At 64.4% G+C, this 23,951-nt stretch carries 24 protein-coding genes, 1 tRNA gene and 2 pseudogenes; 13 read left to right on the top strand and 14 right to left on the bottom strand.

Features of this window, described 5'->3' with window-relative positions; translation table 11 throughout:
• Positions 1-6: 6 nt before the first annotated feature.
• Positions 7-1,803 carry a diguanylate cyclase gene (locus MO486_RS05085; protein ID WP_242905039.1) on the bottom strand — a complete coding sequence of 599 codons (1,797 nt, stop codon included), beginning with the start codon at positions 1,801-1,803 and terminating at the stop codon, positions 7-9.
• A 129-nt stretch (positions 1,804-1,932) separates the two neighbouring features.
• Here MO486_RS05085 and MO486_RS05080 point away from each other — a divergent pair, with 129 nt between their 5' ends.
• A complete protein-coding gene (locus tag MO486_RS05080) occupies positions 1,933-3,531 on the top strand; it encodes a calcineurin-like phosphoesterase C-terminal domain-containing protein (protein WP_242905038.1) in 1,599 nt (532 codons plus the stop codon).
• A 111-nt stretch (positions 3,532-3,642) separates the two neighbouring features.
• Here MO486_RS05080 and MO486_RS05075 read toward each other — a convergent pair whose 3' ends face one another.
• The 3 genes from MO486_RS05075 to MO486_RS05065 all read right to left on the bottom strand — a co-directional run bounded on the left by MO486_RS05075 (position 3,643) and on the right by MO486_RS05065 (position 5,233).
• Positions 3,643-4,389 carry an anti-sigma factor gene (locus MO486_RS05075; RefSeq protein ID WP_242905037.1) on the bottom strand — a complete coding sequence of 249 codons (747 nt, stop codon included), beginning with the start codon at positions 4,387-4,389 and terminating at the stop codon, positions 3,643-3,645.
• Complete coding sequence (locus MO486_RS05070) at positions 4,386-4,931, bottom strand: sigma-70 family RNA polymerase sigma factor (RefSeq protein WP_242905036.1); 546 nt, start codon at positions 4,929-4,931, stop codon at positions 4,386-4,388. Before MO486_RS05070 ends, MO486_RS05075 begins: the two co-directional genes overlap by 4 nt.
• A 161-nt stretch (positions 4,932-5,092) precedes the next feature.
• Entirely contained in the window at positions 5,093-5,233 is a 141-nt protein-coding gene (locus tag MO486_RS05065; protein WP_242905365.1) for a hypothetical protein, read from the bottom strand.
• Positions 5,234-5,247: 14 nt separating this feature from the next.
• Between MO486_RS05065 and MO486_RS05060 the strand changes: the two genes are divergently transcribed.
• Positions 5,248-5,550, top strand: coding sequence for a hypothetical protein (locus tag MO486_RS05060; RefSeq protein ID WP_242905364.1), 303 nt, complete (start codon positions 5,248-5,250; stop codon positions 5,548-5,550).
• On the opposite strand, the pseudogene MO486_RS05055 reads toward MO486_RS05060, so the two are convergent.
• The 3 genes and pseudogenes from MO486_RS05055 to MO486_RS05045 form a co-directional block, all read right to left on the bottom strand.
• Positions 5,494-5,820: pseudogene (locus MO486_RS05055) on the bottom strand (alpha/beta fold hydrolase); the annotation flags it as partial. The gene MO486_RS05060 and the pseudogene MO486_RS05055 sit on opposite strands and share 57 nt — an antisense overlap.
• A gap of 109 nt (positions 5,821-5,929) precedes the next feature.
• Positions 5,930-6,724 (bottom strand): bifunctional hydroxymethylpyrimidine kinase/phosphomethylpyrimidine kinase, encoded by a 795-nt coding sequence (gene thiD, locus MO486_RS05050; RefSeq protein ID WP_242905035.1) that lies wholly within the window; start codon positions 6,722-6,724, stop codon positions 5,930-5,932.
• 84 nt (positions 6,725-6,808) lie between these two features.
• A complete protein-coding gene (locus MO486_RS05045; RefSeq protein WP_345779194.1) occupies positions 6,809-7,174 on the bottom strand; it encodes a helix-turn-helix transcriptional regulator in 366 nt (121 codons plus the stop codon).
• A 297-nt stretch (positions 7,175-7,471) separates the two neighbouring features.
• On the opposite strand from MO486_RS05045, the gene MO486_RS05040 reads away from it, so the two are divergent.
• Positions 7,472-8,500, top strand: a complete 1,029-nt coding sequence (locus tag MO486_RS05040; protein WP_242905033.1) for a hypothetical protein — start codon at positions 7,472-7,474, stop codon at positions 8,498-8,500.
• Between the two features lie 66 nt (positions 8,501-8,566).
• Here MO486_RS05040 and MO486_RS05035 read toward each other — a convergent pair whose 3' ends face one another.
• From MO486_RS05035 to MO486_RS05020, 4 genes are all read right to left on the bottom strand, one after another.
• Complete coding sequence (locus MO486_RS05035) at positions 8,567-10,282, bottom strand: SulP family inorganic anion transporter (protein ID WP_242905031.1); 1,716 nt, start codon at positions 10,280-10,282, stop codon at positions 8,567-8,569.
• 23 nt (positions 10,283-10,305) lie between these two features.
• Positions 10,306-11,703, bottom strand: a complete 1,398-nt coding sequence (locus tag MO486_RS05030) for a PhoH family protein (protein WP_242905029.1) — start codon at positions 11,701-11,703, stop codon at positions 10,306-10,308.
• 82 nt (positions 11,704-11,785) lie between these two features.
• Positions 11,786-12,256: a peroxiredoxin gene (locus MO486_RS05025; protein WP_242905027.1), complete on the bottom strand. Its 471-nt coding sequence runs from the start codon at positions 12,254-12,256 to the stop codon at positions 11,786-11,788.
• A 2-nt stretch (positions 12,257-12,258) separates the two neighbouring features.
• A complete protein-coding gene (locus tag MO486_RS05020) occupies positions 12,259-12,819 on the bottom strand; it encodes a glycine cleavage system protein R (RefSeq protein ID WP_242905346.1) in 561 nt (186 codons plus the stop codon).
• Positions 12,820-12,997: 178 nt separating this feature from the next.
• On the opposite strand from MO486_RS05020, the gene dapA reads away from it, so the two are divergent.
• Positions 12,998-13,903, top strand: a complete 906-nt coding sequence (gene dapA, locus MO486_RS05015) for a 4-hydroxy-tetrahydrodipicolinate synthase (protein WP_242905026.1) — start codon at positions 12,998-13,000, stop codon at positions 13,901-13,903.
• 32 nt (positions 13,904-13,935) lie between these two features.
• Positions 13,936-14,439: a hypothetical protein gene (locus MO486_RS05010; protein ID WP_242905025.1), complete on the top strand. Its 504-nt coding sequence runs from the start codon at positions 13,936-13,938 to the stop codon at positions 14,437-14,439.
• A 70-nt stretch (positions 14,440-14,509) separates the two neighbouring features.
• On the opposite strand, the gene fdxA is transcribed toward MO486_RS05010, so the two are convergent.
• Positions 14,510-14,833: a ferredoxin FdxA gene (fdxA, locus tag MO486_RS05005; RefSeq protein ID WP_242905024.1), complete on the bottom strand. Its 324-nt coding sequence runs from the start codon at positions 14,831-14,833 to the stop codon at positions 14,510-14,512.
• A 139-nt stretch (positions 14,834-14,972) separates the two neighbouring features.
• A tRNA-Glu gene (locus tag MO486_RS05000) sits at positions 14,973-15,048 on the bottom strand.
• A gap of 210 nt (positions 15,049-15,258) precedes the next feature.
• Between MO486_RS05000 and pcnB the strand changes: the two are divergent.
• The 6 genes and pseudogenes from pcnB to pgi form a co-directional block, all read left to right on the top strand.
• Positions 15,259-16,560: pseudogene (gene pcnB / locus MO486_RS04995) on the top strand (polynucleotide adenylyltransferase PcnB); the annotation flags it as partial.
• A 2-nt stretch (positions 16,561-16,562) separates the two neighbouring features.
• Complete coding sequence (folK, locus tag MO486_RS04990) at positions 16,563-17,057, top strand: 2-amino-4-hydroxy-6-hydroxymethyldihydropteridine diphosphokinase (protein ID WP_242905023.1); 495 nt, start codon at positions 16,563-16,565, stop codon at positions 17,055-17,057.
• A gap of 103 nt (positions 17,058-17,160) precedes the next feature.
• The gene (gene panB, locus MO486_RS04985; RefSeq protein WP_242905022.1) at positions 17,161-17,979 is read left to right on the top strand and encodes a 3-methyl-2-oxobutanoate hydroxymethyltransferase; all 819 of its coding nucleotides are present in this window, start codon (positions 17,161-17,163) and stop codon (positions 17,977-17,979) included.
• Complete coding sequence (panC, locus tag MO486_RS04980) at positions 17,976-18,821, top strand: pantoate--beta-alanine ligase (protein ID WP_242905021.1); 846 nt, start codon at positions 17,976-17,978, stop codon at positions 18,819-18,821. Before panB ends, panC begins: the two co-directional genes overlap by 4 nt.
• 112 nt (positions 18,822-18,933) lie before the next feature.
• Entirely contained in the window at positions 18,934-19,314 is a 381-nt protein-coding gene (gene panD, locus MO486_RS04975; RefSeq protein ID WP_242905019.1) for an aspartate 1-decarboxylase, read from the top strand.
• A 10-nt stretch (positions 19,315-19,324) separates the two neighbouring features.
• Positions 19,325-20,842, top strand: coding sequence for a glucose-6-phosphate isomerase (gene pgi / locus MO486_RS04970; RefSeq protein WP_242905017.1), 1,518 nt, complete (start codon positions 19,325-19,327; stop codon positions 20,840-20,842).
• Here pgi and queG read toward each other — a convergent pair.
• Positions 20,813-21,925: a tRNA epoxyqueuosine(34) reductase QueG gene (gene queG, locus MO486_RS04965; protein WP_242905015.1), complete on the bottom strand. Its 1,113-nt coding sequence runs from the start codon at positions 21,923-21,925 to the stop codon at positions 20,813-20,815. The genes pgi and queG overlap by 30 nt on opposite strands.
• A 22-nt stretch (positions 21,926-21,947) precedes the next feature.
• On the opposite strand from queG, the gene MO486_RS04960 reads away from it, so the two are divergent.
• Positions 21,948-23,441, top strand: coding sequence for an NAD(P)H-hydrate dehydratase (locus tag MO486_RS04960; protein ID WP_242905013.1), 1,494 nt, complete (start codon positions 21,948-21,950; stop codon positions 23,439-23,441).
• Positions 23,441-23,923, top strand: coding sequence for a tRNA (adenosine(37)-N6)-threonylcarbamoyltransferase complex ATPase subunit type 1 TsaE (gene tsaE / locus MO486_RS04955; RefSeq protein WP_242905011.1), 483 nt, complete (start codon positions 23,441-23,443; stop codon positions 23,921-23,923). Before MO486_RS04960 ends, tsaE begins: the two co-directional genes overlap by 1 nt.
• Positions 23,924-23,951 lie beyond the last annotated feature (28 nt).

Genomic DNA, 23,951 nt, shown 5'->3' with positions numbered 1-23,951 from the left:
CCCGCCCTACGCCGCGCTGACCGAATGCCGCACGCAGTTGCGGCCGTCGTTCTTGGCGCGGTACAGCGCTTCATCGGCAAAACGCAGGGCTTCCTCTGGTGCGATCGTGCGATCAGGCGCCACCGTATGCACACCGATGCTGATGCTCAGGCGGACGTGGCGTCGACCGCTATAAACCGGTGTATTGAGGATGCGTTGACGCACCACTTCCGCCGCCTGCAACGCGCCCTGGGCATCGATCCCCGGCAGTACCGCGACGAACTCCTCGCCACCGAAGCGCGCGACCATGGCATTGCGATCCGCCAACGCTTCGTTGAAGCAACGCGCTACCGAGCGCAAGCACTCGTCGCCTACGAGGTGGCCGTAGTTGTCATTGATCTGCTTGAAGTTATCCAGATCGGCCATCAACAACCCGAGCGATTGACCGCCATCGAGCACATCGCGTAACTGCTGCTCGAACACCTCGCGGAAATGGCGGCGGTTGTACGAACCGGTCAGCGGATCGCGACGGCTGTATTCGCGCAACTGCGCGTTGGCCTCATTGAGCTGCGCCATCGCCGAACTGAGCTCGGTGGTGCGGGCGGCGACTTTGCGTTCCAATTGTTCGTTGGCCTCGCGGACGACGCGCTCGTTCTCCTCGCGCAGGCCTGCATATCGGTAACCCAGCGCGACCGACAGCAACAGCATTTCCGCAGCAGAGCCCAGCTGCACGCCGTACTCCGTGAAGAACGTCTTGGGCAGCAAGCCAAAGGCGATCGCTGTGAATGCGGTGATTCCCAGCAGGAACAAGGCCCACGCCAGCATGAACAACTTGGCCGGCGCATAACCGCGGCGGTACAACACCACCGATTCCACCACCAGCCAGGTCACACTCGGGAATACCATCACGGCGACCGCGGGCGTGGTGATGCGGTAGGGCAGTACAAGCGATGCGCCCGCCCAAAGCAGGAAAAACGCGATGAAGCCAAGGGCGATGCGATTGCCCAGCGGCCAACGCTGCGGCAGCTCCAGGAAGTACCTGGCGAATTGCTGCATCGCCAGCAACGCTATGCTGATCGAAAGCGGGATCGATTTGTCCGCCAGCCATGGCCAGTTGGGCCACAGGTATTCGAATCCCAGGCCATACAGGCTGATCAGGTTCAACCCGAAGGCAGCGACATGGAACGTGTACCAGAGGTAGCCGGTGTCGCGCAGCCAGAACCACAGCACCAGGTTGTAGACCAGCAGCGCGAGCAGGATGCCGTAATAGATGCCCTGTCCGAATTGCGTGTCGCGCGCGAGCTCGGCGAAGGCGGTGGGCGTGTACAACGCCAGCGGCACCTGCATCGAACTCTGGCTTTGCACCCGTAGCAGCATTTCGACGGGTTCGCCGGGCGGCAGGCTGACGAGCATGTTGGGCTGGCGATAGCGGATCGGTCGCGCACTGAACGGCAACATGTCGCCGCCGGCCTGGTGCTCGATATGGCCATCGGGATAACGCAGGTAGAGATCGAGGTAGTCGCTGAGCGCGTACTGCTGCAACAGCACCCAGCGCGGCTCGTCAGGATCCTGGTTGACGATCTGGGCGCGGAACCAGAAGGCGCCGTCCTTGAAGCCGAAGGTCGGACCATCGGGAGGCAAGGGCGCGAAGCCGCCGCTCTTTGCCAACGTGAACATCGCCGTCGCATCGGCACGGCCATCGGCGTCGTGGTGATAACTGACATACGGGGTCAATTGCAGCGACTGCAGCCTCGTATCGAGGGTGGCCACGGGTTGTGCGACGGCGCCGCCGGCGATGAGCAGCCAGCCCAGTAACAACGCCATCCATCCCTTGCAGAGTCCGTGCATGACACCCCCGGGGGAACGATACGCCCTGTCCGGGGCGTGGCCAAGTCGGTGTGGCCGGGTCCTGGGAGTCTTCCGGTCGTCACCGGACACCCGCGATACTGGGGAATGCGCCTACGTCCCCTATTGACCACCAGCTTCGTTTGCGCCGCCTTGTGGGTGGCCGATGTCCATGCGCTCGCGTCGCCGTGCAATGGCGGCACGGTATTCGAGGACCGCAATGGCAATGCTCACCAGGACAGCGGGGAACGCGGCCTGGCGGGTGTCCGGGTGTCCGATGGTGAGCGGATCGTGGTCACCGATACCGAGGGCAGCTATCGATTGCCAGTCGAGTCCGGTCGCACCATTTTCGTGATCAAACCTGCGGGCCATGCCTTCGCCAAGCGTGCAGATGGCCTGCCGGATTTCTGGCGACACGTGCAGACTGAGCCCGGGCCATCGCTGAAGTACGGTGGCATTCCGGTTGAAGTACCTGGCTGCCGCGATTTCGCCCTGCAGCCGGATCAGCCCAGAACGGAAGTCCTGGACGTGCTGGTGTTCGGCGATCCGCAGCCGAAATCCATGGCCGATGTCGACTATTTCCGCCGCGACATCGTCGAGCCGCTGGTCGGCCGGCATGGCGCGCAGTTGGGTCTATCGCTGGGCGACATCGTCAATGACGATCTTGCGCTCTATCCGGCGATGAATGCCGTAACCGCGCAGCTGGCCGTGCCATGGCTGCATGTCGCCGGCAACCATGATCTCGACCTTGACGCCGCGAGCGATGCGGACTCGCTCCGTACGTTCCGCAACCACTTCGGCCCGGATACGTTCGCGTGGGAGGAGGACGAAGCCACCTTCGTCGTGCTCGACGATGTGGTCTATCGGCCCGGTCAGAAGCCGGCCTATGTGGGTGGTTTGCGCGAAGAACAATTCGCTTTCCTCGAGGCCTACCTGCCCACGCTGCCGAAGGACCGCCTGTTGGTCCTTGCGGTCCACGTCCCGTTCTTCAACGTTGCGCCGCCAGGGAAACCGGAAACGTTCCGCGTCGAGGACCGCGAACGCCTGTTCGCGCTATTGCGAGCGTTTCCGCATGTCCTGCTGCTGAGTGCGCACAGTCATAACCAGCGGCATGTCCTGCACGACGCGACCAGTGGCTGGCACGGCGCCAAGCCGCTGCACGAATACAACGTTGGCGCTGCCTGCGGCGCGTTCTGGTCCGGCGCCAAGGATGCGAACGGCATTCCCGACAGCGCGATGAGCGACGGCACCCCAAATGGCTATGCCTCGTTGAAAGTGAAACGCGGTGGCGAGTACGCGCTCGCCTGGCATCCTGCGCGCGATGCCGATGCGACGATTGGATTGCATGCACCAAAGGTGTTGCGACGCGACGCCTATCCGGCGTGGGGTGTGTACGCCAATGTGTTCATGGGACGCGACGACAGCCGCGTCGAATACCGCATCGACGATGGCGACTGGAAACCGATGGTGAAGGTCGCGCAGCCGGATCCACGCTTGCTGGTCGAAAACATGCGCGACGATCTGACGGATACCTTGCGTGGCTACGATCGCTCGCCGGAAGCGATCCCGTCGCAGCATCTATGGCGCGGAGCGCTGCCGACTGACCTCGATCTGGGCGAGCATCGGATCGAAGTACGGGTTTTCGATGCATGGCGCGGGGAACTGCGTGCGCATGCGCGCTATCGACTGGCTGCGGCGACGGAATGATCGCAAATGGTCCGTCCCCGAGGCTCCTACGAGACGGTTGACTGATTCCGTGTGAGCTATGACGGTTACCAAGGACCATGATCCATAGCGGTATCGGCCCTGCCTGCTACGTCAAAGCGTAATCAACGTCCCCGCAGCAATCACATCACCCGTCGGCGCCCCGGTTGGCGATCCGCCCGGCGGTTCGATCGACACCGCGAGTTTGGTATCCGGCTTCAACCCCGCGCGTAACGCCACAGGAATAACAAAGGCCTGCGTGTGGACGCTGTCGCTGACGCCCAGCGAGTGCGGTGGGGCGTTGTTGGCGAGCAGCCACAGCTCCGGCACCTTGCCGGCGGGAACCTTGGCATCCGGCATCGGCATCAGCAGCAGGGTGCAGGCGTCGGCGTCGACGGCGGTCATGAAAACGCGGGCGCCGTCGGCCTGCGACATGGAGGCGACCATCGTGATCGGGTGCGGGACCATGTGCTCGTGGCCATGCGGTGGCCGCTGCGTGGCCACCAGTGCGAGCAGGCTGGCAGCCGTGGCGGCAAAGCCGGCGACGCTGAGGCCGCGCCAGAAGTTGAGGCGTTCCCACAACGGCAGTGGCGCGACCGCCGTCGCTGCTGGCGACAGGCCGACGTGCGTGCGGATGCGGTGCCACAGGCCCAGCGGTGGTACGACGGGTTCGATCTGGTCGAGCATCGGCGCGAGCCGTTGTTGCCATGCGGCAACTTCGCGCGCGAGCGCGGGGTCGCGTGCCATCCGTGCGGCGAATGCGCGGCGTACCTCGGCATTGAGGACGCCCAGCACGTATTCGCCGGCGAGCACGTCGTCGCTCGGCGGGTCCGGCGGCAGGTCGTGGTAGTCGGTGCTCATCGTTCCAGGCAACTCCGCAGTTGTTGCAGGCCGCGGCGGATCCAACTCTTGACCGTGCCCAGGGGGGTGCCGGAACGCTGTGCCAGTTCCTCGTAAGTGACGCCCTCGAAGAAGGCAGTGCGGATCAGCGTGCGTCGTTGCGCTTCGAGTTCGCCGAGGCAGCCTTCGAGCTGGCGCTTGTCGCCCGCCAGTTCGGCGGCGGCGTGCGCGTTGGCGTTGCCGTCGGGGATGTCTTCGACCAATTCGATCGGCAATGCGTTGCGCGCGTGGCTGTCCGCACGCAGGCGGTCAATCGCCTTGTTGTGCGCGATCATCGCCAGCCATGAGATCGGACTGGCCAACGCGGCGTCGTATTGCGCGGCCTTGCGCCAGATCGAGGCGTAGACCTCCTGCAGGACGTCTTCGGCATCGCTGCGTTCGCGCAGCAGGCGCAGGCAGATGCCGAACAGTTTGGCGGACGTGGCGCGATAGAGCTGCTCGAACGCGGTGCCATCGCCGCGTGCGACCTGTCCCAGCAGCGTCTCGAGGCCGCGTCGATCCATCGTCTGCGTAAAGTCGGTCATGTCCACCCCGGATACTGCCGATGGCGATGTTAGCCATAACCGCGCCGATCTGCGCGGTGGGGCGGTAAGGCGGATTGCGAGCACACCCGGGGTCATACCGCAGATACGGTTTGGACTGGTATGAGGATGCAGCAACGGGCTCAGCCGCCGAGCAGGCGATCCACCACGCGTTCAGGTTGCTGCATCCAGCCGAAGTGATCGGCCCGCGCGCCGAGCGTCGCGTCGTCGAGCACATCGATGGTGGTGCGTGCGCGCGGGAGTTTGGATAGCAGGAAGCGCAAGGAGGTTCAGGACCTTGCCAGTCGTGGACCATCCGCACTGCGTGGACGTCGAGATCGAGCGTGGCCATCGCCGCATCGAAATCGACATCGACGCCGTCCGCGGCGTAACGTCCGCTGAGCCCTGTGCGCGTCCAGTCGCGGATGAAGCGGCGCGCCTCGTTGCCGGCGATCCTGAGCTGGCGGCCGGGCAGGTAACCGCGCCGGTCGGCGAGCCAGGGTGCGAAGCGATACACCAATGGCAGCACGCAGCGTACCGGCCATGGGTACGCGCGCCAGTACGGCGAATTGCCGGCGACGACCCACAACCGTTGCGCTGACGACGGCGACAACGCGAGCCGGCAGCAGGCCAGTTGGCTGCCGAGGCTGTGGCCGCCAAGGATGCGCGGCAGGTCGCCGATGTGTTCGGCGATGACGGCTTCGCTGGTCGGCAGGTCATGCAGCAGCAACTGGCGGTAACCCCAATCGCTGGTGCGATTCGCACGCAGGCTGCTGGAACCGATGCCGCGCCATTCGTGCACGAACACGGCGATGCCGCGCGCAGCCAGGGCTTCGGCAAGCGGCAGATAATGTTTTGCGGGGATACCCATTGCCGGTAGCCAGAGCAGGCTGGCCTGCGGTCGCGCCGGGGTGCGTGCGATCAGTTGCCAGCGGTGACCGTCGCCGGCTTGCGCAGGCAGTTCAAGCGAAGCGATGGATTCATCCACGCGGTGCGGCGCCGAAGTGATCGAGCACTACTATCTCGCTGCGTCCCGGGCGATAACCACCGAGCAGCGCTGCATGGACGTAATTCGCGGCGGCGACGCAAGCGCCGGTCAGCGTATAGGCGCGGCACAGATTGGCGGCGATGGCAGAAGCCAGCGTGCAACCGGTGCCGTGGGCTTCCAGCGGCAAGCGCTGGTGGGCGATTTCACGTACGTTGTCGTCGTCGACGAACACATCGACCACTGCATCGCCGCTCGCAAGATGTCCGCCCTTGAGCAGCACCGCGCGTGCGCCGCGCGTACGCAAGGCATGTGCCGCAGTGTGCATGCCGGCGATGTCGGTGATCGGTGCGCCGAGCAGCAGTTCGGCTTCGGGAAGGTTGGGGGTGACTAGCGTCGCCAACGGCAATAACCGCGTGCGCAGCGCATCCAGCGCGTCGTCGGCGAGCAGCTTGGCGCCGGACGTGGCGACCATCACCGGGTCGAGCACCACGAACGGGGGACGATACGTTTCCAGTGCATCGGCAACCGCATGGATCACTTCCGCAGTCGCCAGCATGCCCAGTTTCACCGCGCCGATGCGGAAATCGTCGAAGCAGGCGTCAATCTGTGCGCGCAGGAACGCGACATCGGGGACATGCACCGCGGTCACGCCGCGGGTGTGCTGCGCGGTCAGTGCCGCGATCGCGCTCACGCCATGCACGCGATGCGCGGCGAACGTCTTGAGATCGGCCTGGATGCCGGCACCGCCGCCAGAATCTGATCCCGCAATGGTCAATGCCGTCAGCATGGCTCGCTCACACGTTCCAGGTAGCGCCTGAAAAGAGCTGACTACCGTGCACGCTCTGATTTACGGGTGGATTGACGACCGGTATCAAGAACTCTTCGCCGCCAGTACCAGCAAGGCCACGACATTCTCCCTCATGCGAAGGGGGATTTTTCTGATCGACTTCAGGCATAGCGCTTCCAGATCGTCCTGCGCGTACTCCTCGCCAATGACCGCGGGGGTCCATATCTCGGTCCCAGGTTTGATCATCCCGCGTCCTGTGCCCAGCCATTCGAGACTCACCCCGGTGACGACCGCAATGGCAACCAGATGCTGCATGGACGGATGCGCGCCGTTCTTTCTTTCCCACTGCGCCACGGCACTGCGTTGTACTCCGACCGCGTTCGCCAGTGTCTGCTGAGACATCTTTGAAAGGGATCTTGCGCGACGTATGCGGTTCGATTGCGCTGGCACGTCTGGATTCCTTCCAAATGAGCACTTGATTAACTATATGCTAACTAGTTAGTGAAATCGCCACCAACCCGTGCAGATTCAATAACACCGATTCAAATATTGAGTAGGACGGGACCTGCAAAGGAAAGCCAGGCCTCAATTACCGGTGGGGTTAGTTAGAGCAATCGTACATTGCGCATGTGGCAAGTGGCGGCTATGCAGAAGGCGCGTTTGATTGGGTGCCTGGGGATGCATGCCTGAGTCATTCGGCACGCTGTTGGACGCGTCGGCGATTCCACTAACCAACAGGGAACTTATATGCGCCGCATATGGAAGCTGTCGTTGATATCGCTAGTCATCGCGCTGCCGGTCGGGGCAGTCGCTATCGGATGGATAGGCACCAATACCACCGGCGTGGCGCCGGAAGGCATGCGGCCGGAACTGGCGCAGCAGATCGTTGAAAGATGGTCCCCTTACGTGCAGGAGACCTATCGCACCAGCCCGTCCGAATGGGCGCAACGCATGCACAGTACGTTCGAGCGCGCGGACATCACCAACCTCGAGCGTGCGGCCAGTGCGGAAAACTTCCAGCAGATGACGTCTGCCCTGCTGGGTGCGAGCACCTTGAGGCAAACCGAGAAATTGGCGCCGGAAGCTCTGGGCACGCCGGGGAGCGACCTGGTTTACACGCCCGTTACCCCGTGCCGGATCATCGATACCCGCATCGTCGGCGGTGCCATACCCGCTGGCGGAACCCGTTCATTCCATGGGTTTACGGCCACCGATTTCACGGCCCAGGGTGGTGACGGGACAAACTGCGACATTCCGCTCAATGCCTCCGCGTTGACGGTGAAGATAACCGCATCCCTCCCCGCGAATACCGGTCATTTCGTGGCATACCCGTCCAACGAAGCCAAACCCCTTGCCGTGTCGCTCAACTACCAGCCTGGAGTAAATACCTCGAACGAATCGCACTTCCGGCTGTGCCGGCCGGCGTGCCCGACCGAGTTCAGCGTGTTCAGCCTTACCCAGGCCCACCTCGTAGTCGATGTCAACGGCTACTACATGGAACCGGAAGCCACGGCCCTGGATTGCACAGTCGCAGAGGAAACCGGGAACCTGGCTCTGCTTCCGACACTGCAGCAGGTCGACGTGAGCTGCCCCGCGGGCTATGCCGCAAGCGGAGGCGGGTGCGGGGGCGTGCTAGGAGTCACCGCGACCCAGTCCGGGCCCCTCGTAGATGTCGGCGGGCAGCCGATAGGTTGGCAATGCGACCTGCTCGGATCGGTTCTCAGTGTCTTGGGCTATAAAATCAGCGCGGTATGTTGCAGAACCCCTGGGTTCTGACAACTCGTCCCGTTGGGTTGAAAAAGCCGGCCTAGCGCCGGCTTTTTCTTTGAGGCACGGATTCGTTCAAGCGCTGCCGCCGGCGATGGGCTCGCCGGCCAGCGTGCGCGCAAGTTCGAGCGCGGATTCGAAATCGGCGACGAAGTGCAGCTCGCCTTCACGTGGATGCAGGTGCATCTTCTGGATCACCCGGCGCGGCTGCGGTTGCAGGCCCGACACGATCACGACGATGCCGCGGCGGTGACAACGGTCGAGCAACGTTTCCAACGCGTGCACGCCGCTGGCGTCGATGATCGGTACCAGCCGCATACGCAGGATGAAGACTTTCGGTGTCTGGACGAATTGGTCGAGCAGGTCGTCCAGCCGGCTGGCGGCACCGAAGAACAGTGGTCCGCTGATCTGGAACGCTTCCACGCCCTTTGGCAGGCGTGCGCGCTGGGTCAGGTCGGCGCCGGCAGCACCTTCGTCGCCGTTTTCGTCGATCATCTTGAGGCCGGAACTGACTTCGACCGCATCGGCCATGCGGAACATGAAGACGAATGCGGCCACCACCAATCCGACTTCGATCGCCAGCGTCAGGTCGAAGAACACAGTCAGGCCGAAGGTGAGCAGCAGCACCAGCCGGTCGCCCTTGGGGGCGGACATCGTGTGGCGGAAGTGTTGGTACTCGCTGATGTTCCAGGCCACGACCAGCAGTACGGCTGCGAGCGCCGCCAACGGGACGTAGCGCATGTACGGCGCGAGCACCAGCATGAACACCAGTAGGAACATCGCATGCAGCATGCCGGCGACAGGCGAGCGCGCGCCGGCGCGCACGTTGGTGGCGGTGCGCGCGATCGCGCCGGTTGCGGGCAGTCCGCCGAATACGGCCGCACCCACGTTGGCGATGCCTTGCGCCACCAGCTCCGCATTGGAACGGTGGCGGCCGCCGGTCATGCCATCGGCGACGACGGCCGAAAGCAACGACTCCACGCCGGCGAGGAACGCGATGGTGAACGAGCTCGGCAGCAACTCGCGCGTGCGTTCGAACGGGATATGCGGAAAGTCGAACGTCGGCAACGCGGAGGGCAGGCTGCCGAAACGACTACCGATGGTTTCGGCCGGCAATGCAAACCCCAGGCAGACTGCGGTGCATACCAGCAGCGCGATCAGGAAGCCCGGCCAAGTCGGACGCCAGCGGCGCAACGTGACGATTACTGCAAGGCCAAGCAGCGTGAGTGTAACGGCAGCGGGTTGCGTCGTTACGATGTGCTTGGCGTAGGCGGTCCAGCGTGGAATGAACTCCGCTGGCACCGACGCCATCTGCAATCCGAGCGCATCCTTGATCTGGCTCGAGAAAATGCTGACGGCGATCCCCGCGGTAAAGCCGGTGATCACCGGCTGCGGCATGTACTTCATCAAGGTACCGAGGCGCATCAGGCCGGCGGCGATCAGCATCAGTCCGGCGAGCAGCGTGCACAGGATCAGCCCGCCGAATCCGAACTTCTCGATCACCACGAAGACGACGGGGATGAAGGCTGCTGTCGGCCCGCCGATCTGCACGCGAGAGCCGCCCAGTGCGGAGATCAGGAAGCCGGCGACGATCGCCGTATACAGGCCCTTCTCCGGGGTCGTGCCGCTGGCGATGGCAAGCGCCATCGCCAGCGGCAGCGCGACGATGGCGACGGTGAGGCCGGCGATCGCATCGCTGCGGAGATCATTCCAGCCGTAGCCACCGCGTAGCACGGTGAACAGCTTGGGCACGAACAAATGCGCGTACTGCCTGGCCGCGATCGCTTCCACACCAACCCCCGGTCACTTGTTCCCTACAACACTTCCGATGCGTAGTCCGCCAAGCGCGACCGCTCACCGCGACGCAGTGTCACGTGTGCGCTGTGGTTCCATCCCTTGAACCGATCCACGGCGTAGGTGAGACCGGATGTCGTCTCGGTGAGGTAGGGCGTGTCGATCTGCTCGACGTTACCGAGGCACACGATCTTGGTGCCGGGACCGGCACGCGTCACCAGGGTCTTCATCTGCTTCGGCGTGAGGTTCTGTGCTTCATCGAGGATCAGCCAACGGCTCAGGAACGTGCGGCCGCGCATGAAGTTGAGCGAACGGATCTTGATACGCGAGGCGAGCAGGTCGTTGGTGGCGGCACGACCCCAGCTGCCGCCGTCCTGGTTGTGGGTGAGCACTTCCAGGTTGTCGGTCAGCGCGCCCATCCACGGCGTCATCTTTTCCTCTTCGGTTCCGGGCAGGAAGCCGATGTCCTCGCCGACGCTGACCGTTGCGCGGGTCATGATGATTTCGCGATAGCGTTGCTGGTCCATCGTCTGCGCCAGGCCCGCGGCGAGCGCGAGCAGGGTCTTGCCGGTGCCGGCGGTGCCGAGCAGGGTGACGAAGTCGATCTCCGGATCCATCAACGCATTGAGCGCGAAATTCTGTTCGCGGTTGCGCGCGGTGATGCCCCAGACCGCATGCTGGCTGTGGCGGTAGTCGTCGACGATCTGCAGCACCACGCGTTCGTCGGTGACTTTTGCGACTTTGAGTTCGGCTTCCTCATCGCCCGGCAGGTACAGGAACTGGTTTGGGTGCCAGTCGTCGTCTTCCTTGTGCGCGATCTCGTAGAAGGTGCGGCCCTTCTCGGTCCACGATTTCAGTTCCTTGCCGTGGCGCTGCCAGAAATCCTCGGGCAACGCAGTCGCGCCGGTGTAGAGCAGGCTGAAATCGTCGAGGGCGCGGTCGTTCTCGTAATCTTCCGACACGATGCCTGCGATCGAGGCCTTGATCCGCAGGTTGATGTCCTTGGAGACGAACACCACCGGCACGGCGGCATCGCTTTCCTTGAGCACGAGGATCGCGCCAAGGATGTGGTTGTCCGGGATCACCGCACCGAAACGCTTGCCGGCATCGAACGCCGTCGTCTGGAAACGCAACTTGCCGATGCTCTGCGGGCCGCGCAGCTGCACGCCCTGCGGACGGGTGAGGGTGATGCCGGTAGCGATCTTGTCGGGACCCTGGGCCTCGATCAGTTCGTTGAGGAAGCGGCTGACCTGGCGTGCGTTGCGGCTGGCTTCCGAGTTGCCTTTCTTGGCGTGATCGAGCTCTTCGATCACCTGCATCGGCAGGAACACGTCGTGCTCCTCGAACTTGAACAGCGCGGTCGGGTCGTGCATCAGCACATTGGTGTCGAGGACGTAGATGCGCTTGCTTCGGGTCATGCAAGTTTCCTGGCGGACGAACAGGGCAGAGCCGCCGTGACCCGCGGAGCGGGACGGCAGTACGGGGTGAAAAGGAAGGCGGTCACTTCGTTTGAGTGGTCTTCAATGCGTCAAGTACGGCCTGGGCATGCCCAGGCACCTTCACCGGCCGCCATGACTGGCGGATGACGCCCTTCGGATCGATCAGGAAGGTGCTGCGTTCGATACCGATGTAGTCGCGGCCGTACAGCTTCTTCGGCTTGATCACGCCGAAGGCGTTGCACAGCGCTTCGTCGGCGTCGCTGACCAGGTCGAACTTGAAGCCCTGCTTGGCGCAGAAGTTCTGGTGCGATTTGGGCGAATCGCGGGAGACACCGAGCACCGTTGCGTCGAGTTTCTTGAACTTCGGCAGCAGTGCGTTGAAGTCGATGCCTTCGGTCGTGCAACCGGGCGTGCTGTCCTTCGGGTAGAAGTACAGGACCAGCCACGAACCCTTGTAGTCGGAAAGCTTCGCGTTGGTTCCGCTGGACAGCGCCAACGGCAGATTCGGAATCTTGTCGCCGGTATCGAGCATCGTCAGAACTTCATCGGATCCATGATCGCGTCGAGGTTGAGGTGATCGCAGAACTCGAGGAAATCGTCGCGCAGTGCGGCGATGTGCATGTCAGAGGGAATGCCGACCGTCACCTGCGCCGAGAACATGTCCGCGCCGGTCTGCATCGCCCGGTAGCGAGAACAGTGCAGGCTCTCGATGGTGATGCCCTGGCGGTCGAAGAAATCGGCGAGCTGGAACAGGATCCCGGGCTTGTCGGATGCCACCACCTCGACGATGTAGGGCAGCAGGTTGGACTGTGGCTGTTTCGGTCCCGTGCGATACCAGACCAGCTTCAGGCCCTCCTCGCGCTCCAGTTTGCCGAGCATGGTCTCGAGCTTGGCCACCGCATCCCAGGAGCCGGTTGCCAGCGCGGTGACCGACACATCGCGACCCACCGTGCTCAAGCGCGTGTCGACCAGGTTGCAGCCGCTGTCGGAAATACGACGGGTCACCGCCAGCAGCGGCGATTGCGGATGCGTGGTGTACGCGTTGATGAGGAGGTGGTTCTCGTTCGGCGACGGCCGGGGAGTCTGATCGGTCAAGGCGGCGCCCGCGTAAGGAATCTGTCTGAACGGCCCCGGCACGAGGCCGAGGTCCGGGTTCAGCATACTTGCCGCTGCTTTCGCGCCGCAAGCGGCATCAGGCCTGAAACGTCGGTTTACCGATGGGTGATTACTGATTAACCTCTATCTTCTGTCCTTCGCCCCCAATCTCCCCGAAATGCGCCTATTCGGCAGCATCACCGCGCTGGCGACGCCGTTCACGGCCGCCGGCGAACTTGACCTCGACGCTTGGCAGCGCCTGCTCGCACAACAGTTGAGCGCTGGCACGCAGGCCGTGGTCGTGGCCGGCTCTACCGGAGAGGCTGCAGCGCTGTACGAGGGCGAGCTTAGTGCCCTGCTGCGCAGCGCGGTCGAATTCGTCGCCGGGCGCATCCCCGTGCTGGCCGGCACCGGCCACTCGAACACCGCCAAGACCATCGAACAGACCCGCCGCGCCGCTGCGCTCGGCGCTGATGCCGCACTGGTGGTGACGCCGCCTTACGTGCGCCCGACCCAGGCTGGCCTGGTCGCGCATTACCAGGCAGTCGCCGACGACGGTGCGCTGCCGATCGTGCTCTACAACGTGCCTGGCCGCACCGGCTGCGATCTGTTGCCTGAAACCGTTGCCGAACTTGCCGGACACGCACGCATCGTCGGCATCAAGGAGGCCCGGTCGGAACCGGAACGCATGACTGCACTGCTGCCGTTGCGCAGCACCGATTTCAGCGTGCTCAGCGGCGATGATCCCACTGCATGCAGGGCCATGCTGGCCGGCGCCGATGGCGTGATCTCGGTAGCGTCCAATGTGTTGCCGGGCGCATTCCGCCGCCTGAGTGATCTCGCCCGCGAGGGCGAACGCACCCAGGCCGAAGACCTGGATGCGCGCCTGCAGGCGGCCTACGACTTTCTTGGCGTCGAACCCAATCCAATCCCGGTCAAGGCGCTGCTGGAGCGTTTTGGCATCGGCCACGGCCTACGCCTGCCGTTGTTGCCGCTGTCGGATGTCCATGCCGATACCGCGACGCGCATCGCCGCCGACATCCTCGCCCTCGAACAATCCCTCCGCGACGCGCTCGCGGCCTGAAGACCACTGGAACATTTATGCCTGGAGCAGCCATGCGCCTTTCCGTTTCGATCCCACGCCTCCTGATCACCGCAGTGGTCGCCGCCACGCTCGCCACCGGCTGCAGCTGGTGGCGCAAGGACAGCAAGCTGTACGCGCAGAACCCCGAAAGCCGCCCGCTGGAAGTGCCGCCGGACCTCGACATGCCCAGCACCGAATCGGCGATGAAGATCCCGGCGACGGCTTCGGCCACGTTGCCGTCGGCACCGGCCGCTACGACTGCGGCCGCCAACGGCTTCACCGTTGCCGGTACGCGCGACGACATCTTCAACAAGGTCGGCGACGCGCTGGGCAAGGTTGAAGGCCTGACTGTCGCCAGCCGCGCGCAGGTGCTTGGCGTTTACGACGTCAATTACGAAGGCGCGAACTTCCTGGTGCGTGTCAGCGCGGTCGAAGCTGGCGTCTATGTCTCCGTTGTCGATCCGCGCGGACTCCCGGCCAGTGGTGAAGCGCCGACGAAGCTGATGGCGGCGTTGAAGACCGCACTCGGCGGCTAAGCCGGCAACCATCGCAATGCAGAACGGGCGCCGCGAGGCGCCCGTTTCGTTTCACGCAGACAGTCGAGGATCAGCGCTCGAGCAGGTCCAGTTTCCCGGTCTTGCCTTCCCACTCCTTGGCGTCCGGCGGCGGATCCTTGCGGGTGGTGATCACCGGCCAGGCCTTGGCCAGTTCGGCGTTGAGCGCGACGTAACCCTCCTGTCCGCCCGGCACGTCGTCTTCGGGATAGATCGCGTTGACCGGGCATTCCGGTTCGCACAGGGTGCAGTCGATGCACTCGTCCGGGTCGATGACGAGGAAGTTCGGGCCTTCGTGGAAGCAATCGACCGGGCACACCTCGACGCAGTCGGTGTACTTGCACTTGATGCAGCTTTCGGTGACGACGAAGGGCATGGCGGGATCTGGGTGTGAGCGGCGCCATTAGTGTACGACCCGCCGTGTGCAAACGAAAAAGCCCGCGCATCGCTACGCGGGCTTTTTGGACAGTCCGCACATGAATGTGCGGGCTCTTGCGAGGGACTCGCATAAAAAATGGCGCTCCCTACGGGATTCGAACCCGTGTTTTAGCCTTGAGAGGGCCACGTCCTAGGCCTCTAGACGAAGGGAGCAGTTGCTTGGCCGTCGCATCATGGATGGACCGCCACCGGTTGGACGACCGGCCCATGCCCGGAAGCCCGGCGCACAGAGCTTGCTAGTATATGGAGCGCCGTGGCCGCAGGCAACGGAACGTCCTTTCATTCGGCCCAACTGATGCGGCGTAGCCGCCCCTGATGCCTATCCATACCGAACCGACCACCGTTGCCGGCGCACACTTGCAATTGCGAGTGATTCCGCGCGACGCGCATACGATCTCGCGCAAGGACATCAGTCCCAATGCGCTGCGCGTGCTGTACCGACTGCGCGAAGGCGGCTTCGGCGCCTACCTGGTCGGCGGCGCGGTGCGCGATTTGCTGGTCGGCGGCCACCCCAAGGATTTCGACGTCGCCACCGATGCCACGCCGGAGCAGGTCAAGGCGCTGTTCCGCAATTGCCGGCTGATCGGTCGTCGCTTCCGCCTTGCGCATGTGGTCTACGGTCGCGAGATCATCGAAGTCGCCACCTTCCGCGCCAATGTCGACGACGGCAGTGGCGATCGCGAGCTGCACGAAGGCGGGCGCCTGCTGCGCGACAACGTCTACGGCACGATCGAGGACGACGCGGTGCGGCGCGACTTCACCGCCAACGCGCTGTACTACGCGATCGAGGATTTCTCGGTGCGTGATTACGTCGGCGGCTACGAAGACGTGAGCAACCGTCTGATGCGTCTGATCGGCGATCCCGAGACGCGTTACCGCGAAGATCCCGTACGCATGCTGCGCGCGGTGCGACTGGCGGCGAAGCTTGGCTTCGGGATCGAGACTGCGACCGCCGAGCCGATTGCGCGGCTGGCGCCGCTGTTGGCCGAGTCTGCGCCGGCGCGCTTGTTCGAGGAATCGCTGAAACTGTTCCTGTCCGGTCATGCGGTCGCCGGTTTCATCGGCCTGGAACAGCACGGCCTGCTGCCGGCACTGCTACCGGAAACCGCGGCCGCTCTGAAATCCAACCGCAGCGGGGCGCTGCGCCGGATGCTGCTCGAAGGCCTGGAAAGTACCGACAAACGCGTGGCGGCCGACGAACCGGTGTCGCCAGCGTTCCTGTTCGCGCTGCTGCTGTGGCCGGCGTATTGCCGCGCGTTGATGTCCTTGCAGGCCGGTGGCATGCATGCCGCTGAAGCAGAGCGCCGTGCGGCCGATCGCGTCACGCTGCACCAGCTCAACACCATCGCACTGCCGCGTCGTTTCTCTCTGCCGATGCAAGAGATCTGGTTGCTGCAATCGCGGTTCTCGCAACGCCAGCGCAAGCGCGTGTTCCGGCTGCTGACGCATCCGCGGTTCCGCGCCTCGTTTGACTTCCTGGTGCTGCGGCAATCGGCTTCGCCGGAACATGCAGACGACATCGCGTTCTGGCGTGAGGCGCAGACCCAATCCGGTGAAGCGCTGGCGGCGCATCTCGATGCGCACCCCGCGTCCGATGCAGATGAGGGCGCACCGACGAAACGCCGGCGCCGGCGCCGGCGCCGCGGCCCCGCCACATCGGAGTGAGCATGACCGCCGTCGCGTACGTCGGCCTTGGCGGCAACCTGGGCGATACAGCGGCCACCTTGCGTGACGCCATGCAAGCGCTGGACGCTTTGCCAGGCACGCGCCTGCTGCGCGCCTCGCGCCTGTACCGCACCCGCGCGTGGGGCAACGAGGCGCAACCCGATTTCATCAACGCGGTGGCGATGCTGGAGACGCAACTGTCCGCCCGCGCCTTGCTCGACGGCCTGCTCGGCGTCGAACGCGAGTTCGGGCGTACCCGCGCTGCCGACGGAAGCGATCGCTGGGGCCCACGCACCCTCGACCTCGACCTATTGATGCACGGGGACGACGTGATCGACGAACCGGGTCTGCACGTGCCGCACCCGCATCTGCACGAGCGCGCGTTCGCGCTGCTGCCACTGGTCGAGATCGCACCGGAAGTAGTGATTCCGGGTATTGGTTTCGCGCGAGAAGCATTAGCGAAAGTGGAAAGCGGCGATGTACTAGCGATAGGCTAAGTGTCGTAAGGTGGGCTTTAGCCCACCTTGATCTTGTCGCCTGCATGCATGGTGGGCTGAAGCCCACCCTACGGAATCCGTTCCCTCCACTAGGTTGCACGCGATGTACGCAAATGCGCCGAACGACAAACCCTGGACCGTCCCGATGCTGGCCGAAGCCAAGCGCGACGGCCGCAAGCTGGCGATGCTCACTGCCTACGACACCGGTTTCGCCCGCGTGTTCGACGAGAACGGTATCGAGCTGATCCTGGTCGGCGACTCGCTCGGCATGGTGGCGCAGGGGCACAACAGCACGCTGCCGGTAACGGTGGAAGACATCGCTTATCACACGACCTGCGTGGCCCGCGGCCTGAAGCGCGCGCTGCTGATCGCCGACATGCCATTTGGTGCCGATGCGACGCCGGAGCGTGCGCTTGCCGCGTCGATCCGGTTCCTGCAGGCGGGCGCGACGATGGTCAAGCTGGAAGGCGCCGGCCACAAGCTCGAGACGATCCGCTTCCTGGTCGAGCGCGAGATCCCGGTTTGCGGACACCTCGGGCTGACCCCGCAATCGGTACTGCGTCTCGGCGGCTACAAGGTCCAGGGCCGCGAAGACACGGCGGCAATGAAGCTCCGTGAAGATGCCCGGCTGGTGGAAGAGGCCGGCGCGACCCTGATGGTGCTGGAATGCGTGCCGTCGCCGCTGGCTGCCATGGTGACTGCCGCCAGCACCATCCCGACCATCGGCATCGGTGCCGGCCCCGGTTGCGACGGCCAGGTGCTGGTATTGCACGACTTGCTAGGGCTCAACACCGGTCATCGGCGACCCAAGTTCGTCAAGGATTTCCTCGCCGAGGGCGGCTCGGTTGCCGGTGCGGCCCGCGCGTTCGGCGATGCCGTGCGCAGCGGTGCCTTCCCCGACGCCGAGCACAGCTACGCATGATTGAAGTCATCAGCGACCTTGCTCCACTACGCAAGCGGATCTGCGATTGGCGCTGCGCCAAGTTGCGCATCGCCTTCGTGCCGACGATGGGGAACCTGCACGCTGGCCATCACTCCTTGATCAAGCTCGCGCGGCAGCATGCGGACCGCGTGATCGCCAGCGTCTTCGTCAATCCGACCCAGTTTGGCCCGAACGAGGACTTCAGCCGCTATCCGCGCACGCCCGAAGCCGATGCTGCGGGGCTCGAAGCTGCCGGTTGCGATGCGCTGTGGCTGCCTTCGGTGGACACCATGTATCCCTACGGCGTCCACGGTGCCGTCCGCATGCAGGTGCCTGGCGTGACCGACACCCTCGAAGGCGCGCATCGTCCCGGGCATTTCGATGGTGTCGCCACCGTGGTCTCGCGCTTGTTCAACCAGGTGCAGCCGGACGTGGCCGTGTTCGGACGCAAGGATTACCAGCAGCTGGCGGTGATCCGTTACCTGGTTCGCGACATGGCGTTCCCGATCGAATTGTTCGCGGGCGAAACTTTGCGAGAGTCCGACGGTTTGGCGATGAGCTCGCGCAATCAGTACCTGACGGCCGAAGAGCGCCCGCGGGCGGGCGAAATCCATCGTGTCCTGCAGGTCATGCGCGCGGCGACCATGGCCGGCACGCCGCGGGCCGAAGTCGAAGCCGAGGCCCGGGCGAGGCTGGGCGAAACCGGTTTCACTGTCGACTATGCCGTGCTGCGCCGGCCCGACCTGTCCGAGCCGGTCGACGGCGAGGACGGGCCCCGGGTGGCCCTGATCGCAGCCCGGCTGGGCCGGACGCGCCTGATCGACAACATTGAGTTCCAATAAGCGCACGAATAAGTTGCTGAATTGACGGCAACGCTATGTTGCAGTGCGGAAAATGGCCCCTATACTTTGCGCCTTCGGGCAGCGCTCCCTGCGGCCCCGTGGAGCCTTCTCCATGCAGCTGAACCTGCTCAAAGCCAAGATTCACCGCGCCACCGTGACCCATGCCGAGCTGCATTACGAGGGCTCGTGCGCGATCGACGCACGCCTGCTCGATATCGCCGGCATCCGAGAGTACGAGCAGGTGCACATCTATAACGTCAACAACGGCGCGCGTTTCGTCACCTATGCGATCCGTGGCGAGGAAGGCTCGGGCGTCATTTCGGTCAATGGCGCTGCCGCGCACTGCGCACAGCCGGGCGACCTGGTGATCATTTGCGCCTACGGCCAGTGCGACGAGGCCGAGGCGGCCAAGTTCAAGCCGACCCTGGTCTATGTCGATCGCCACAACCGGCTGACGCATACCAATCACTCGATGCCGGCGCAGGCTGCGTAAGCGCCGGCGCATGGAAGCGACCCCGGACTTCTCAGCCCTTCGCGCGCACGCTGCGCGCCTCGCCGACACTTCGCTCAAGCAGCTGATCGCGGACGATCCGGCGCGCGCGTCGGATTACGCGCTGCGGGTGGGGCCGCTATATGCCAACTTCGCCCGCCAGCGCTACGACCGTGCGGCCTTGGATGCGTTGTTCGCGCTGGCCGAAGATGCCCGGGTAACGACTGCGGTGCGTGCGCTGTTCGACGGAGTCGTAGTCAACAGCACCGAAGGTCGCGCTGCGTTGCATACCGCATTGCGCAGTGATTTGTCGCAGACGCCAGTTGCGCGCGCCGCGCATGGCGAAGCGATGGCGGCATTGACGCGGATGCGCGCGCTGGTCGCAACACTGCACGGCTCCGGTGTCACCGATATCGTGAGTGTCGGCATCGGCGGTTCCGATCTGGGGCCGCGCCTTGTGGTCGATGCCTTGCAGGATCCTTCGTCGACTGCGCTGCGTTTGCATTTCCTGTCGAATGTCGATGGTGCTGCCGTACAGCGCACGATCGCGTCGCTCGACCCGGCACGCACGGCCGTGGTGCTGATCTCCAAGACCTTCGGCACCCAGGAAACGCTGCTCAATGGCGCCATCCTGCGCAACTGGTTGGGCGACGACATCCGCCTGTACGCCGTCTCCGCCAACGTGGAACGCGCCGCAGCCTTCGGTGTTGCCCCCGAGCGCATCCTGCCGATGTGGGATTGGGTCGGCGGCCGGTATTCGTTGTGGTCGGCGGTCGGGTTCCCGATTGCGCTGGCGCTCGGCATGGATCGCTTCGAGCAACTGCTTGCCGGCGCTGCCGAGATGGACGCGCACGTGCTAGCCGCGCCGCTGCGGGACAACCTCGCCGTTTGGCACGCGCTGACTGCGATCTGGAATCGTAACGCTCTCGGTCGCGGCAACCAGGCCGTGCTGTCGTACGACGAACGCCTCAAGTTGCTGCCGAACTTCCTGCAGCAGCTGGTCATGGAAAGCCTCGGTAAATCGGTGCACCTCGACGGCTCCCCCGTCACCGAGGCGAGCGTACCGGTGTGGTGGGGCGGTATCGGTACCGACGTGCAGCACAGCTTCTTCCAGGCACTGCACCAGGGCACCGAAATCGTTCCGGCCGACTTCATCGGCGTGATCCGGGCCGATCATCCGCATCCCGGCAACCATCAGGCGCTGCTGGCCAACCTGCTGGCGCAGACGGAAGCGCTGGCCAATGGCCAGGGTAGCGACGACCCGCACCGTATTTATCCAGGCGACCGGCCGAGCACGCTGTTGTTGCTCGACGCACTCACTCCACACGGGCTAGGCATGCTGCTCGCGTTGTATGAACACAGCGTCTACGTGCAGTCGGTGCTGTGGGGGGTCAACGCTTTCGACCAGTTCGGCGTCGAGTTGGGCAAGCAGGTCGCGAACCGGCTGCTGCCGGCGGTGCGCGGCGAATCCGTCGATGTCGCCGACCCGGTGACGCGCGTGCTACTCGGCCAGATCAACCGCGATCGCTGACGTCTCGCGTGCGGCGTGCTGCGCCAGTGCCCATTCGACGTGTTCGCGCACGACGGCATTGTCGATATCGCGTCGTGACTGCAGCGCTTCGATCACCCCGGAAGTGGTCGGCGCATTCCCCAAGGCCACCGCGATATTGCGCAACCAGCGCTCGTAGCCGCTGCGCCGGATAGCCGAACCCTCAGTGCGTTGCAGGAACTCCGTTTCACTCCAGGCGAACAATTCGACAAGCGACACGCGGTCCAGGTCGTTGCGCGCACGGAAATCCGGTTCGTCGGTGCGCTTCGCGAACTTGTTCCAAGGGCACACCAGTTGGCAGTCATCGCAACCGAAGATGCGATTGCCGATCAGCGGGCGCAGCTCCTCGTCGATCGCGCCTTCGTGCTCGATGGTGAGATAGGCGATGCAGCGGCGTGCATCAAGCCGATGTGGTGCGGTAATCGCCCGGGTTGGACAGATCTCGATGCAGCGCGTGCACGTCCCGCAGTGCGCGCTCGCCGGCGCATCCACCGGCAACGGCAGGTCGACGTAGACCTCGCCAAGGAAGAACCAAGAGCCGCCATCCTTGTCGATCAGGCAGGTGTGCTTGCCGATCCAGCCGAGCCCGGCGTTCCGTGCCAGTGCACGCTCCAGTACCGGCGCCGAGTCGACGAATACGCGATGGCCGAATGGCCCGATTTCATCGGCGATACGGTCGGCGAGTTTCTGCAAGCGCTGCCGCATCAGCTTGTGGTAGTCGCGGCCCAGCGCATAACGGGCAACGTAGGCGCGTTCGCCGTCGGCGAGGGTGGTCCAGGCGGCTTCATCGTCCTGGCCGTAATCAAGACCGACCGAGATCACCCGCAGCGTTCCCGGGATCAGTTCGTCCGGGCGCGCGCGCTTGTCGCCGTGCCGAGCCATCCAGTCCATCGAACCGTACAGGCCCTGCGCTAGCCATTCGCGCAGGTAGGCCTCGTCCGCACCCAGTTCGATATCGGAGATGCCGCAGCGTTGGAAGCCAAGGTCCCGCGCGAGCACCCGGATACGCGCGGCAAGGGCGGCGTAGTCCGGGACGGAGGCAGGCACGGGCGAAAGCGCAGGCATGTGCCAAGTATAGAATCGTGCGATGGCCGCAACCGTCACGCTATACGACACCTCCGCCCTGCGTCGCATCGAGACGCAGGCGACCGCATTGCTGGGCGGAGATGCGTTCGAGCTGATGCGCCGCGCCGGGCGGGCGGCATGGCATTGCGCGCTGCGCAACTGGCCACAGGCGCAACGGATCGTGGTGGTGTGTGGTCCTGGCAACAACGGCGGCGATGGTTACGTCCTGGCACGCCACGCACTTGAGGCCGGCCGCAACGTGCGCGTTGTGCTACTGGCCGAGCACACGCCGCGCAGTGAACTGGCGAAACGCGCACGGGACGAATACCGGTCACTGGGCGGGCGCAGCGAAGCATTCGTCGACGTGCTGCCGCCCGGAGACCTGCTGGTCGATGCCATGTTCGGAATCGGTTTCGACCGTGTGCCGGAGCCGGCAGTGCGGACCTTGATCGAAGCGATCAACGTGCATCCCGCGCCGCGACTCGCACTCGATGTACCGAGCGGTGTCGATGCCGATCGCGGCGCGGCGCCAGGAGCGGCAGTGCGCGCGACGCGCACTTTGGAATTCATCGCTGCCAAAACCGGACTACGTACCGGTGCCGCGATCGATCTTGCAGGGAAACTCGAACTTGCCGAGCTGCAACTGGGGCCAGAAACACGCGGAGGCGTTGCGCCGCAGGCGATTGGCTTGACGCCAGAGAGCCTGCGACAAGCATTGCGGCCGCGCCGTCGTGACGTGCACAAAGGTACCTTTGGACGTGTGTTCTGTCTCGGTGGCGACCATGGCAGCGGCGGCGCGATCCTGTTGTGTGCCGAAGCGGCATTGCGCAGCGGTGCAGGCCTGGTCGATGTGGCCACGCGCGAAACGCACATCGCGGCACTGCTCACGCGCCGCCCGGAAGCGATGGTGCACGCGGTTGAGCGCAGCGAAGACCTGGCCACGCCGCTGCAGCATGCCGATGTGGTGGCGATTGGCCCAGGATTGGGGCAAGGGCTCTGGGGGCGAGTGTTGTTCGCTGCAGCCCTCGCGGCAAACAAGGCATCGGTACTGGATGCCGATGCGTTGAATCTGCTTGCGGCGCGCGAAACGCAAACCGCACTGGCCGACGCGATCCTCACGCCGCATCCCGGAGAAGCCGCACGCCTGCTCGGCACGACAACGCAGGTCGTGCAATCGGATCGCTTTGCTGCGGCGAGTGCATTGGTCGAGCGATTCAACGCGGTGGTGGTATTGAAAGGCGCTGGCACGATCGTCGCAGCGCCCGCGCAAACCCCTCGTCTGATCGGCGCCGGCAATCCAGGCATGGCTGTCGGCGGCATGGGCGATTTGCTGACCGGCATCATCGCCGCGCTGCGCGCGCAAGGGATGAGCGCATTCGACGCCGCGTGTTGCGGCGCGTTACTGCACGCAACGGCTGGCGATGCAGCTGCGAAGGAAGGTGGTGAACGCGGCTTGTTGCCATCCGATCTCTTGCCGCATGTGCGCAGGCTTGCCAATCCGGATTGGACGGCTTGATGCATTTGCTGTTACCCGACGCGCATGCCACGGAGACGCTGGGACAGGCGATGGCGGCGACACGTCCAACAGCCGCAGTCGTCTACCTGCATGGTGAGCTGGGCGCCGGGAAATCGACGCTCGCGCGCGCGCTGTTGCGCGCGCTGGGCGTGACAGGCGCGATTCGCAGTCCGACGTACACCCTGGTCGAACGTTATCCACTGCAAGGTGGCCACGAAGCGCTGCATTTGGACCTGTATCGCATCGGTGATGCCGGCGAGCTCGAATTCCTTGGCCTCGATGCGACAGACGCGGCGCTGTGGCTGGTGGAATGGCCGGAGCGGGGCGGGGCAGGGTTGCCAAAGGCGGATATGCGGGTCGATCTGGATATTTCAGGCTCCGGTCGGACAGCTGTACTCACCCCTGTCACCAAAAGCGGGCATGGCTGGCTGGAACGTCTGGCCCAGAACCCGGGGTTGCAGGCCTTTCTTGCTTCAAGCTGACAGGAAGTTGAAGCAGGTGTTGGATTCA

The sequence above is a fragment of the Lysobacter sp. CFH 32150 genome (assembly GCF_022758295.1).
Taxonomy (GTDB): domain Bacteria; phylum Pseudomonadota; class Gammaproteobacteria; order Xanthomonadales; family Xanthomonadaceae; genus CFH-32150.
Note: the sequence above shows the minus strand (reverse complement) of the source record. Positions and strands in the feature narration are given on the sequence as shown.